Origin of the sequence: Amycolatopsis sp. NPDC051106 (assembly GCF_040682775.1) — a bacterium.
In the GTDB taxonomy this organism is placed as follows: Bacteria; Actinomycetota; Actinomycetes; order Mycobacteriales; family Pseudonocardiaceae; genus Amycolatopsis.
Genome location: NZ_JBFBBQ010000047.1, coordinates 21743 through 34484 on the forward strand (window position 1 = coordinate 21743; position 12742 = coordinate 34484).

The window sequence follows — 12742 nt, forward strand, 5'->3', positions numbered from 1 at the left end:
GAGTGGTACCCGCTCCGCGCCCCTTCGAAGCGACACTTTTTCGTGAAAGTCAGTGGTTGTCGCGGGGGATGCCCTTCGTCTTCGCGATCCGCTGGTACGCCACCGCCGGGCGCAGGACCATGCCGTCGCAGAGCTGGTCGACCATCGACCGCTGGATCTCCTGCCACGGCGTCTGCGCGTCGGGGACCGGGTACCCGCCCGACTCTGCCAGCTCCTTGTGCCGCAGCGCGAGCTCTTCGTCCGGGATGAGCACGTCCGCGGTGCCGGCGGCGAGGTCGATGCGGACCCGGTCGCCGGTCCGCAGCACGGCGAGCCCGCCGCCCGCCGCGGCTTCGGGAGAGGCGTTGAGGATCGAGGGGGACCCGGACGTGCCGGACTGGCGGCCGTCGCCGAGGCACGGCAGTTCGCGGATCCCCTGCTTGATCAGCGCCGCCGGCGGCCGCATGTTGACCACCTCCGCCGCGCCCGGGTAGCCGAGCGGCCCGGTGCCGCGCATGACGAGCAGCGAGTGCTCGTCGGCGCCGAGGTCCGGGTCGTCGATGCGGGCGTGGTAGTCCTCGGGACCGTCGAAGACGATCGCCGTGCCCTCGTAGACGCCGCCGCCGAGGTAGCGGCGCCGGAACTCCGGCGAGATCACGCTCGACTTCATGATCGCCGCGTCGAAGAGGTTGCCCTTGAAGACCAGGAACCCGGCGTCTTCGGTGAGGGCCGTATCGAACGTGCGGATGACGTCCCGGTCGCCGGCCTCGGCGTCGCGGCAGTTGTCGCCGAGCGTGCGGCCGTTGACCGTGCGCGCGTCCTCGTGGACGAGCCCGTGCCGCATCAGCTCGTGCACCACGGCCGGGACGCCGCCCGCGCGGTGGAACTCCTCACCGAGGTACTTCCCGGCCGGCTGGAGGTCGACCAGCAGCGGGACGTGGTGGCCGAGCCGCTGCCAGTCGTCGAGGGGCAGGTCGACGCCGACGTGCCGGGCGATCGCGCCGATGTGGATGGGCGCGTTGGTCGAACCGCCGATCGCCGAGCTCACCACGATGGCGTTCTCGAACGCTTCGCGCGTCAGGATGTCGGAGGGTTTGAGGTCCTCGCGCACCATCTCGACGATCCGCAGCCCGGTGCGGTAGGCCATCCGCGCCCGGTCGCGGTGCGGCGCCGGGATCGCCGCGCAGCCGGGCAGGCTCATCCCGAGCGCTTCGGCGAGCGCGTTCATCGTCGAGGCGGTGCCCATGGTGTTGCAGTGCCCGGGCGACGGCGCGGACGACGCGACGAGCTCCATGAACCCCGCGTCGTCGATCTCCCCGGCGGCGAGGAGCTCACGGGCCTTCCAGATGATCGTCCCGGACCCGGTGCGCTCGCCGTTGTACCAGCCGTTGAGCATGGGACCGCCGGACAGCACGATGGCCGGGAGGTCGACCGTCGCGGCGGCCATCAGGCACGCCGGGGTGGTCTTGTCGCAGCCGGTGGTGAGGACGACGCCGTCGATGGGGTAGCCGTAGAGCGTCTCGACCAGGCCGAGGTAGGCGAGGTTCCGGTCCAGGGCGGCGGTCGGGCGCTTGCCGGTCTCCTGGATGGGGTGCACCGGGAACTCGATGGCGATCCCGCCGGCCTCCCGGATGCCTTCCCGGGTGCGGTCGGCGAGCTGCAGGTGGTGCCGGTTGCAGGGGGACAGGTCGGAGCCGGTCTGCGCGATGCCGATGATCGGCCGGCCGGACTGCAGCTCCTCCCGGGTGAGGCCCCAGTTCATGTACCGCTCGAGGTAGAGGGCGGTCATCCCGGGGTCGGCGGGGTTGTTGAACCAAGCTTCGCTGCGCAGTCCCATACCGGCCAGTCTGTCAACGGCACGGCCGGAGCGCATCCCCCTGCGGCTCGCCGGAAAGCCGTGAATGGCGCATCGACGGACTTCACGTCCCTCGATGCGCCATCCACGGACTTCGCCGGTGGGTCAGCCCAGGCCGTTCAACCCGATCACCCGGGAGTACCAGTGGGCGCTGCGCTTCGGCGTCCGGACCTGGGTCTCGTAGTCGACGTGGACCAGCCCGAACCGCTTCGCGTACCCCTCGGCCCACTCGAAGTTGTCGAGCAGCGACCAGTAGAAGTACCCGCGCAGGTCGACGCCCGCCGCCAGCGCGTCGTGCGCCGCCCGGAGGTGGGAGTCCAGGAACGCCACGCGGTCGGTGTCGACGATGTCACCGCCGTCGGAGACGACGTCCGGGTAGGCCGCGCCGTTCTCCGTGATGTACAGCGGCACCCGGCGGTAGCCGCGGTGGACCTGCAGCAGCGACTCGGTCAGCCCGGCCGGCTGGACCTCCCAGCCGGAGTCCGTGCGGGGCGCCGCCGGATCCGGGACGAAGTGGACGTCGCCCGCGCCGACCCACTCGGGGCCCGCCGGCTCGCTGCCCGGCACCGGACGCCCCGCGACGCGGTAGTCGCGGTAGTAGTTCACGCCCAGCCAGTCGACGTGCGCCGCGATGATCGCGCTGTCCTCGGGCTCGACGACGTCGGCCAGCCCGAACGGCTCGAGGTCGGTGACCAGGTCGTCGGGGTAGCCGCCGCGCAGCACCGGGTCGAGGAACAGCCGGTTCTGCAGGCCGTCGATCCGCCGGGCCGCGGAGACGTCGGAGACGTTCGCCGGGTCGTGCGGCACGACCGGGTAGAGGTTCAGCGTGATCCCGGCCGGGGTGCCCGGCGCGTGCCGGCGGATGATGTCCATCGCCAGCCCGTGCCCCAGCAGCAGGTGGTGCGTGGCGGCGACGGCGGCCCGGTGGTCGGAGCGGCCGGGCGCGTGGATGCCGCCCGCGTAGCCGAGCATCGCCGCGCACCACGGCTCGTTCAGCGTCGACCAGCTGGCGACGCGGTCACCGAGGCGTTCCAGCACCGTCTCGGTGTACTCGGCGAACCGGTACGCGGTGTCCCGGTTCGTCCAGCCGCCCTGCTCCTCCAGCGTCTGGGGCAGGTCCCAGTGGTAGAGCGTCGCCCACGGCTGGATCCCGGCCTCGAGCAGGCAGTCGACCAGCCGGTCGTAGAAGGCGAGCCCGGCGGCGTTCGGGGCACCGCCGTCCGGGCGCACCCGCGGCCAGGCCAGCGAGAAGCGGTAGGCGCCGAGGCCGAGCCGGCGCATCAGGCCGACGTCCTCGGAGTACCGGCGGTAGTGGTCGGCGGCCGGGTCGCCGGTGTCGCCGCCCACGACCGCGCCCGGGCGGCGGGCGAAGACGTCCCAGACCGAGTCGGTGCGGCCGTCGGCCGTGGTGGCTCCTTCGACCTGGAACGCGGCGGTGGCGGCGCCCCAGACGAAGCCGGGCGGGAACATCAACGCGGCGCTTTCCCGGTCCTCTGTCGCCCGAACGCTGTCGGGATGTACGGACATGTTCACCCTTTCACGGCACCTTGCATGATCCCGGCCACGATCTGGCGGCCGAGGAGGACGAAGACGATGAGGATCGGGATGGTGGCCAGGGTCGTGCCGGCCAGCACCAGCGAATAGTCGACGTAATAGCCGCTCTGGAGCTTCTCCAGCGCGACCTGGACGGTCGGGTTGCCCGCGTCCAGGACCACCAGCGGCCACAGGAAGTCGTTCCAGGACATCATGAACGTGAACATCGCGAGGATCGCCGCGGCCGGGCGCACCGCGGGCAGGCAGATGTTCCAGAAGATCCGGATCATGCTGCAGCCGTCCACGCGCGCGGCCTCGATCAGCTCGTACGGCAGGGCGTCCACTGTGTACTGCCGCATCCAGAACACGCCGAACGCGGTGACCAGGTTGGGCACGATCACCGCCGTCAGGGTGCCGGTCCAGCCCAGTTCGGACATCGCGATGAACAGCGGGATGATGCCGAGCTGGGTGGGCACCGCGAGCGTGACGACGATGAACACGAACAGCTTGTCGCGTCCCCGGAAGCGCAGTTTCGCGAAGGCGAACCCGGCCAGCGAGGAGAACAGCACCGTCGTCAGGGTCACCGTGCCCGAGACGAGGACGCTGTTGCCCAGCGCCTTCCAGAACGGCACGGTGTCGAACACCCGCGCGGCGTTGGCGAAGAAGTTGCCGCCGGGCACGAACGGCGGGATGCGCTCGGTGAGCATCCCGTTGTCGCGGCTGGCCACGAGGAACGACCAGTAGAACGGGAACAGCGAGCCGAGGACGAAGATCGCCAGGACGATGTAGGTCGCCTTGCGCGGCTTGCCGAGCGTGGCGACCTTCTGCCGGAATCCCGGCTTCCGGACGTCATCGCTGATGTCACTCTGGAGGGTGGTCATTTCTTCTTCACCGCCGGGGTGCGGGCGATCCGGCCGGTGAGGAAGAAGTTCACCAGCGCGATGAGCACGATGATCAGGAACAGCACCCAGGCGATCGCCGAGGCGTAGCCGAGATCGGCGTTCTGGAAGGCCGTCTGGTAGAGGTACAGCGTCACGGTCTGGAACTGGTTGGTGGAGCCGCCGTTGTTCGACCCGGGCATGGCGTCGAACAGCTTCGGCTCGGTGAAGATCTGCAGGCCGCCGATCGTCGAAGTGATCGTGACGAAGATCAGCGTCGGTTTCAGCAGCGGCAGCGTGACGTTGAAGAAGCGGCGCCACGTGCCCGCGCCGTCGATCAGCGCCGCCTCGTGCAGCTCCTTGGGGATGGCCTGCATGGCCGCCAGCACGATCAGGGCGTTGTAGCCCGTCCAGCGCCAGTTCACCATGATCGCGATCGCGACGTGGCTGCCGAACCGGTTGGCCTGCCAGTCGACCGGGTCCAGCCCGATGGTCTGCAGCACGCCGTTGATCAGCCCGTACTTCGGGCCGAAGAGGTTGGCGAAGATGATGCCGATGGCGACGAGGCTGGCCGCGTACGGCAGCAGGATGCCGACCCGCCAGCCCGTCGCGCCGCGCAGCCGGGCCCCGAGCAGCGCCGCCAGCAGCATCGCGATGATGAGCTGCGGGACGCTGGAAAGCAGGAAGATGCTGATCGTGTTCGTCAGCGCGTTCCAGAACTGCGCGTCGGCGAAGAGCTCCTTGAAGTTGTCGAGGCCGATGAAGTCGGGGTCGTCGCTGCCGGCTTCCCACTTGAACAGCGAAACGTACGCGGTGTAGAGCAGCGGGAACAGCCCGACGATCCCGAACAGGATGAAGAACGGCGCGATGTAGAGGTACGGCGAGACCTTGACGTCCCACCGGCTCAACCGGTGACGGAAGGTGGGCCGGGGAGACACTCGCTCCCCGGCCTTACTCCCTTCCGGCGCGATCTTGTCGATGACGGTCATCTGCTCAGCGCGTGATCTTCTTCGCGGCTTCGACCATCTGGTTCCAGCCGTCGGCCGCCGACTTGCCCTGCTCGACCGCCTGCAGGGCCGGGCTGGACGCGTTCTCCTGGATCTGGCCGTCGCCCGGGCCCTTGTACTGCGGCTTCTGGACCTTCTTGGCCTGCTCGGCGAACAGTTCGCCGACCTTCGTGTTGCCGAAGTAGTCGTCGGTCTTGCTCAGGAGCGCGGGGTCGGTCAGCGCCTTGACCTGGCTCGGGAAGGTGCCCTTGGCCTGGAACGCCTTGATCTGCTGCTCCGGGGCGGTCAGCCAGGCCGCGAGCTCGGCGGCTTCCTTCGGGTGCTTCGACTGCGTCGGGACGGTCAGGTACGAGCCGCCCCAGTTGCCGCCGCCGCCGGGGAAGGCCGCGGTGACGGCCCACTTGCCGGCGTTCTCCGGGCCGGCCTGCTCCTTGATCACGCCGAGCATCCAGGCGGGGCACACCTTCGTGGCGAACGCGCCCTGCTTGAAGCCGGTGTTCCACTCGTTGCTGAACGCGGTCAGCTTGGCCGACTCGCCCTTGGCGACGGCGTCGGTGACCTTGGTCCAGGCGTCCTTGATGCCCTGGTTGCCCTCGACGGCCAGCTTGTCGTCGGTGCCGATGTAGCCCTGGGGGAGCTGGTTGACCATGGCGTTGAAGTTCTGCGCGGCCGAGTCGAACCAGGCCTTGCCCTTGCTCTTCTGCACGAAGTCCGCGCCGGCGGAGAAGTAGCTGTCCCAGGTGGCGAACAGCGGCTTGACCGCTTCGGGGTCGTCCGGCAGGCCGGCGGCCTTGAACATGTCCTTGCGGTAGCACATGGCGAGCGGGCCGATGTCGGTCCCGTAGCCGATGAGCTTGCCGTCCTTGGTCTTGGCGGCTTCGTACTTCCAGTTCAGCCAGCGGTCGGGGGAGGCGTCGGCCGGGCCGATCTTGCTCAGGTCGTTGAACTTCGAGCCCTTGTCGAGGAAGTCGGACAGGTGGCCCTCTTCGAGCGCCGTCACGTCGGCGAGGCCCGAGCCCGCGGCCATCTTGGTGACGAGTTCCTCGTGGTAGGGGCCGCCCTGGCCGGTCTTGCGGTGGGTGATCTTGATGTTGGGGTGCAGCCGCTCGTACTCCGGGATGAGGGCCTCGTACCCGAACTCGGTGAACGTCGCCAGCGTCAGGTCGACGTGCTCGTTCGGACCCGCTGCCGGCGGGGTCGCTTCACCGCCGCTGCCGCAGGCCGTGGCGCCGAGCGCCGTCATCGTGATGCCCAGTGCGAGGACCAGGCCGTTCCGGATCGTTCTCACGTGTCCAACCACCTTGTTGACGGGAATGAGCGCTCTCACTACTGGGAGCCGATCTGGGAGCGCTCCCAGGTGTCGCAGAGTCTGCTGGGGCCCTTCACCGGTGTCAAGGGGTCGTAACCGGAGTGTTTCCTGCGAGGAGCGCTCCCGGACATCGCCCTGCGTGACCGTTAAGCTGTCGAAGTCCGGGTGGTTGTGGTGAGCGAGGGCGGTACCGTGGGGCCTCGAGCAGGGGATGAAGAGCGGCCGACGCTGGAGGACGTCGCGGCGTTCGCCGGCGTGTCGCGGTCGACGGCGTCGCGCGCGCTGAACGACGACGCGTACGTCAGCGCGGCGGCGCGCGAGAAGGTCCACGCCGCGGCCCGTGACCTGGGCTATTCCCCGAACCAGGCGGCCCGTTCGCTGGTCACCCGCCGCACCGGCGCCATCGCGGTGGTGCTGTCGGAGCCGGAGGCGCGGCTGCTCGACGACCCGTACCGGACCGCCGTCATGCGCGCCGGCTACCGGGAGCTGGCCGACATCGGCCGGCAGATGGTGCTGATCTTCAGCGACACCCGCGAGGACCTGAGCCGGACCGTGCGGTTCCTCGAAGGCGGGCACGTCGACGGCGCGCTGGTGTTCGCGCCGCACCGGGCCGACCCGCTGCCCAAGGCGCTGCGGCTGCTGCGCATCCCGGTGGTGTTCGGCGGCCAGGCGGCCGGCATCCGCCGCGGCGTGCACGTCGTCGACTTCGACAACGAGGGCGGCGCCCGGCTCGCGGTCGAGCACCTGGTCGCGTCCGGGCGGCGGCGGATCGGCACCATCGCCGGGCCGCAGGACCAGGGTGCCCCGATCGATCGGCTCGCCGGCTGGCGCAAGACCCTCCTGGACGCCGGGCTCGACCCCGCCGACCTGGCCGAAGAGGCCGACTTCACGCTGTCCGGCGGCGCGAACGCGATGGCCGCGCTGCTGGCCCGCCACCCGGACCTCGACGCGGTGTTCGTCGCGAGCGACATGATGGCGGTGGGCGCGCTGCGCACCCTCGACTCGGCGGGCCGCCGCATCCCCGAGGACGTCGCGGTGGTCAGCTTCGACGACAACGCGACGCTGGCCCCGGCGATGGACCCGCCCCTGACCTCGGTCCACCAGGACCCGCGCGAGCAGGTCCACGCGATGGTCGAGACGCTGATGCAGCTGCTCGACGACCAGAACCTCAAGCCCCGCCAGCAGATCCTCCCGACCTCCCTGGCGGTCCGCGCCTCGAGCTGACCCCGTGTCGACCCTCCGATCACGCGTGTCGACGTCCTGATCACGCGTGTCGACCGCGCCCGGACCCGGCCGGCGAACTCGCGTGCCTGGAGGGTCGGCTCGTGTGCCTGGAGGGTCGGCTCGCGTGATTGAAGGGTCGACACGGTCGCGGGCGGCGGTGGCTGGGAGCGGTCCCGGCTGAGGTGCACGCCTTTGGCGCTAAACGGCGTTTCCTCAGCACTCGGCGTGACCAACTCGCTGGGCCGTTCGAGTGATGGGGCGACCATCGGCCGCGGCTGTTCAGGAGCGTTCAGTGAGCCGTCGTGCGCCGGGCGCGCCGATGTGACGTCTTCGTCCGAGGTGTCCTTCTGACTCGATTCTTTACATCCACGTTTCCGGCTGGCTACCGTCTGCGCCTGGAAGCGCTCCCAGATCGCTGGCTCCCTACGGACAAAGGAGTTCCGCAGCCATGCGTTCCTCTCCCCGATGGCGCCGTGTGCGCCGAACGCGCTGGTTACGCGGCCGCGCGCTGGCCCTGGCTTCGGCCGTGGTCGCGCTCACCGCCGGGCTGGTCGCCCCACCTTCGGCGCTCGCCGCCGACGTCGCCTGTTCCGTCACCTACACCACCAACGACTGGGACTCCGGGTTCACCGCCAGCGTCTCGCTGCGCAATGACGGCGCGGCCCTCGACAGCTGGAAGGTCGGCTGGACGTTCCTCGACGGCCAGAAGGTCCAGCAGGGCTGGAGCGCCACCTTCGCCCAGACCGGCACCGCGGTCACCGCCACGAACCTCTCCTACAACGGCCACCTCGACACCGGGGCGAGCACCAGCTTCGGCTTCAACGGATCCAAGGGCTCCGCCAACCGCCCACCCACCGACTTCTCCGTCAACGGCACCGCCTGCACCGGCGCCAACAAGGCCCCCACCGTCAGCCTGACCTCACCGGCGTCGACCGGCACCTACTACGCCCCGGCCACCGTCCCGCTCGCCGCCACCGCCGCCGACAGCGACGGCACGGTCGGCAAGGTCGAGTTCTACGCCGGGGACACCCTCCTGGCCACCGACACGGCTGCGCCGTTCGAAGGCAGCTGGGCGAACGTCCCGGCCGGGACGTACTCGATCACGGCCAAGGCGTACGACAACAAGAACGCGTCGACGACGTCCAGCCCGGTGAGCGTGAAGGTCCTTTCCGGACCCACGATCGTCGCGGCTCCGGCGACCGCGCAGGTCAAGCAGGGCGGGACGGGCACGTTCGCCGTCTCCCTCGCCGGCGCGCCCACCGGCCCGGTCACCGTCGCCCTGGCCAGGACGGCGGGCAGCACCGACCTGACGGCGAGCCCCACGAGCCTCACCTTCACGACGGCGAACTGGAGCACCCCGCAGAACGTCACCGTGCAGAGCGCCGACAACGGGGGAGCGCTGGGCAGCGCGACCTTCACCGCCAGCAGCAGCGGGTACACCGCGGCGACGGTGACGGTGAACGAGATCTCGTCGTCCACTTCGGACTACCAGCTCGCGTTCCTGACCCAGTACAACAAGATCAAGGACCCGAACAACGGCTACTTCCGCAAGTTCGGCAACATCCTGGTGCCCTACCACTCGATCGAGACCCTGATCGTCGAGGCGCCGGACCACGGCCACGAGACGACTTCGGAGGCGTTCAGCTACTACCTGTGGCTGGAAGCGTCCTACGGGCGGATCACCGGGGACTGGGCACCGTTCAACCAGGCGTGGACGTCGATCGAGACGTACGCGATCCCGTCGGCGGCCGACCAGCCGGGCAACTCGGGCTACAACGCGAGCAAGCCGGCGACCTACGCGGCCGAATACCCGAGCCCGAAGCAGTACCCGTCGCAGCTGCAGTCCGGCGTGTCCGTCGGTGCCGACCCGATCGCGGCGGAACTCAAGGCGGCCTACGGCTCGGCGGACGTCTACGGCATGCACTGGCTGCTCGACGTCGACAACATCTACAAGTTCGGCCACTGCGAGGACGGCACGAACACCGCGCCGGCGTTCATCAACACCTTCCAGCGCGGTTCGCAGGAGTCGGTCTGGGAGACGATCACCCAGCCCAGCTGCGACGTCCTGAAGTTCGGCGGCAAGAACGGCTACCTCGACCTGTTCACCGGCGACACGTCCTACGCGAAGCAGTGGAAGTACACCAACGCACCCGACGCGGACGCCCGCGCCGTGCAGGTGGCTTTCCAGGCCGAGAAGTGGGCCGCCGCGCAGGGCAAGAGCTCGGACATCGCGGCCACCGTCAAGAAGGCCTCGAAGATGGGCGACTACCTGCGGTACTCGCTGTTCGACAAGTACTTCAAGAAGATCGGCAACTGCGTCGGCGCGTCGAGCTGCGCCGCCGGCACCGGAAAGGACAGCGAGCACTACCTCGTCTCCTGGTACTACGCCTGGGGCGGCTCGATGGACTCGTCCAGCGCGTGGGCGTGGCGCATCGGGGACGGTGCGGCGCACCAGGGTTACCAGAATCCCTTGGCGGCGTACGCCTTGTCGACGGATCCGGGCCTGAAGGTGACGTCGGCGACCGGCGCGAGCGACTGGGCGACCAGCCTCGGCCGGCAGCTGGAGTTCCTGCAGTGGCTGCAGTCGTCCGAAGGCGGGCTCGCCGGCGGCGCGACCAACAGCTGGGAAGGCCAGTACGGCACCCCGCCGTCCGGCACGCCGACGTTCTACGGGATGTTCTACGACCAGCAGCCGGTCTGGCACGACCCGCCGAGCAACCAGTGGTTCGGCTTCCAGACCTGGGGCATGGAACGGATCGCCGAGTACTACCAGGCGACCGGCGACGCCCGGGCGAAGAAGATCCTCGACAAGTGGGTCCCGTGGGCGATCGCGAGCACCACGGTCGGGGCCGGCGGCAGCTTCCAGATCCCGGCCGACCTGACGTGGAGCGGCGCGCCGGACACCTGGAGCGCCACCAGTCCGGGCTCGAACACCGGCCTGCACGTCACCGTGAAGAACTACAACAACGACGTCGGGGTCGCGGCCTCGCTCGCCAAGACGCTGCTCTACTACGCGTCGGGGTCGAGCAACGCCCAGGCCAAGTCGGTCGGGGAGCAGCTGCTCACGGCGCTCTCGGCGAACGCCGACACCAAGGGCATCGCGGTGCCGGAGACCCGGACGGACTACAACCGGTTCGACGACGCCTACAACGCCACCACGGACCAGGGACTGTACGTGCCCACGGGCTGGACGGGCACGATGCCGAACGGCGACGCGATCAACTCCAGCTCGACGTTCGAGTCGATCCGCTCGTTCTACAAGAGCGACCCGCAATGGCCGAAGGTCCAGTCCTACCTGGACGGTGGCGCCGCACCGACGTTCACCTACCACCGGTTCTGGGCGCAGTCGGAGATCGCCACGGCGTTCGCCGCGCACGTCGCCCTGTTCGGCTGAAAGGCACTCGATGAAGCGACTGCTCTCCCTCGCGGTCGCCGCACTGGTCGGGGGCGCCGTACTCACGGCGTCCCCGGCCGCCGCGGCCCCCGCTCCGGCACTTTCCCGTGAAAGTGCCGCCCTGGCCGGAACCGGGACCGGTTTCTGGCACGCGAACGGGTCCCAGCTCGTCGACGCGACCGGGACCCCGGTCCGGATGACCGGCGTCAACTGGTTCGGCGCCGAGACCGGCAACTACTCGCCGCACGGCCTGTGGAGCCGCAACTACAAGGACATGCTCGACCAGATGGCGAGCCTCGGCTACAACACGCTGCGGCTGCCGTACTCCAACCAGCTCTTCGACTCCGGCGTCAAGCCGACCAGCATCGACGCCGTCCAGAACCCGGACCTGCAAGGGCTTTCCGGGCTCCAGGTGCTCGACAAGATCATCGGGTACGCCGGGACCAAGGGCATGCGCGTGATCCTCGACCGGCACCGGCCGGACTCCGGCGCGCAGTCCCCGCTCTGGTACACCAGCGCCTACCCCGAAAGCCGCTGGCTGTCCGACTGGACGATGCTCGCCCAGCACTACAAGGGCAACACCACGGTGATCGGTGCCGACCTGCACAACGAGCCGCACTCCATCCAGGGTGGCGGCGGCGCGTGCTGGGGCTGCGGCGACACCGCGACCGACTGGCGCCTGGCCGCCGAACGCGGCGGCAACGCCGTGCTCGCCGCCAACCCGGACTGGCTGGTCATCGTCGAGGGCGTCGACTGCGTCAGCGGCACCGGCGACCCGCAGTGCGGCTGGTGGGGCGGCAACCTCTCCGGCGCCCGCCAGTTCCCGGTGCGGCTGTCCAAGCCGGACAAGCTCGTCTACTCGGCGCACGAGTACGCCACCTCGGTGTTCGCGCAGCCCTGGTTCTCCGACCCGTCGTTCCCGGCGAACCTGCCGGCGCTGTGGGACCACTTCTTCGGCTACCTGCACAAGGAGCACATCGCGCCGGTGCTGCTCGGCGAGTTCGGCAGCACCCTCGCCGACCCGCGCGACAAGACCTGGCTGCAGGAGCTGATGAAGTATTCGGGCACCGGCCCGACCGGGATGAGCTTCACGTACTGGTCGTGGAACCCGAACTCGGGTGACACCGGCGGCATCCTCAACGACGACTGGACCACGGTCAACCAGGCCAAGCAGGCGATCCTGCAGCCGTACCTGATCCCGCCGACGGGCTCGGGCGGCGGCACGACCGATCCGCCGCCCGCGGTGAGCTGCGGGGTCACCTACCACGTCGACAACACGTGGCAGGGCGGTTACGTCGCCTCCGTGACCCTCAAGAACACCGGCACCACGCCGCTGAAGACCTGGGCGCTCGGCTGGACCGTGCCGTCCGGGACGCAGATCACCGGCGGGTGGGGCGCCACGATCACCCAGTCCGGGCAGCAGGCGACGGCCAAGGCGCCGTCGTGGGCGCCCGACCTGGCCGGCGGCGCTTCGACGTCGATCGGATTCCAGGCGACCGGCGCCTCGACCGGCTCGCCCGGCGGCTTCGCGGTCGGCACGACCGCGTGCACCACCTGACCCGT

At 69.7% G+C, this 12742-nt stretch carries 8 protein-coding genes; 3 read left to right on the plus strand and 5 right to left on the minus strand.

Annotated features, from left to right (window positions below; all coding sequences use genetic code 11):
- Positions 1-49: 49 nt before the first annotated feature.
- The 5 genes from AB0M83_RS29940 to AB0M83_RS29960 all read right to left on the minus strand — a co-directional run bounded on the left by AB0M83_RS29940 (position 50) and on the right by AB0M83_RS29960 (position 6540).
- Positions 50-1816, minus strand: a complete 1767-nt coding sequence (locus AB0M83_RS29940) for an IlvD/Edd family dehydratase (protein ID WP_364521775.1) — start codon at positions 1814-1816, stop codon at positions 50-52.
- Positions 1817-1939: 123 nt separating this feature from the next.
- Entirely contained in the window at positions 1940-3361 is a 1422-nt protein-coding gene (locus AB0M83_RS29945; RefSeq protein ID WP_364521777.1) for a GH1 family beta-glucosidase, read from the minus strand.
- Between the two features lie 2 nt (positions 3362-3363).
- Positions 3364-4248, minus strand: coding sequence for a carbohydrate ABC transporter permease (locus AB0M83_RS29950; protein ID WP_364521779.1), 885 nt, complete (start codon positions 4246-4248; stop codon positions 3364-3366).
- Entirely contained in the window at positions 4245-5234 is a 990-nt protein-coding gene (locus AB0M83_RS29955; RefSeq protein WP_364521781.1) for a sugar ABC transporter permease, read from the minus strand. The genes AB0M83_RS29950 and AB0M83_RS29955 overlap by 4 nt, the downstream gene beginning before the upstream one ends.
- A 4-nt stretch (positions 5235-5238) precedes the next feature.
- Positions 5239-6540 (minus strand): extracellular solute-binding protein, encoded by a 1302-nt coding sequence (locus AB0M83_RS29960; protein WP_364521783.1) that lies wholly within the window; start codon positions 6538-6540, stop codon positions 5239-5241.
- 249 nt (positions 6541-6789) lie between these two features.
- On the opposite strand from AB0M83_RS29960, the gene AB0M83_RS29965 reads away from it, so the two are divergent.
- The 3 genes from AB0M83_RS29965 to AB0M83_RS29975 all read left to right on the plus strand — a co-directional run bounded on the left by AB0M83_RS29965 (position 6790) and on the right by AB0M83_RS29975 (position 12737).
- On the plus strand, positions 6790-7785 hold the full coding sequence (locus tag AB0M83_RS29965; protein ID WP_364521840.1) for a LacI family DNA-binding transcriptional regulator: 996 nt from the start codon (positions 6790-6792) through the stop codon (positions 7783-7785).
- A gap of 448 nt (positions 7786-8233) precedes the next feature.
- Positions 8234-11179, plus strand: coding sequence for a glycoside hydrolase family 48 protein (locus tag AB0M83_RS29970; protein ID WP_364521785.1), 2946 nt, complete (start codon positions 8234-8236; stop codon positions 11177-11179).
- Between the two features lie 10 nt (positions 11180-11189).
- The gene (locus tag AB0M83_RS29975) at positions 11190-12737 is read left to right on the plus strand and encodes a cellulase family glycosylhydrolase (protein ID WP_364521787.1); all 1548 of its coding nucleotides are present in this window, start codon (positions 11190-11192) and stop codon (positions 12735-12737) included.
- The last annotated feature ends 5 nt before the right edge of the window (positions 12738-12742 follow it).

Excerpts from the sequence above, each read along its gene's own strand:
- AB0M83_RS29975 (WP_364521787.1), top strand. The coding sequence starts at position 11,190 with ATGAAGCGACTGCTCTCCCTCGCGGTCGCCGCACTGGTCGGGGGCGCC.
- AB0M83_RS29945 (WP_364521777.1), bottom strand. The coding sequence starts at position 3,361 with ATGTCCGTACATCCCGACAGCGTTCGGGCGACAGAGGACCGGGAAAGC.
- AB0M83_RS29970 (WP_364521785.1), top strand. The coding sequence starts at position 8,234 with ATGCGTTCCTCTCCCCGATGGCGCCGTGTGCGCCGAACGCGCTGGTTA.
- AB0M83_RS29950 (WP_364521779.1), bottom strand. The coding sequence starts at position 4,248 with ATGACCACCCTCCAGAGTGACATCAGCGATGACGTCCGGAAGCCGGGA.
- AB0M83_RS29955 (WP_364521781.1), bottom strand. The coding sequence starts at position 5,234 with ATGACCGTCATCGACAAGATCGCGCCGGAAGGGAGTAAGGCCGGGGAG.
- AB0M83_RS29940 (WP_364521775.1), bottom strand. The coding sequence starts at position 1,816 with ATGGGACTGCGCAGCGAAGCTTGGTTCAACAACCCCGCCGACCCCGGG.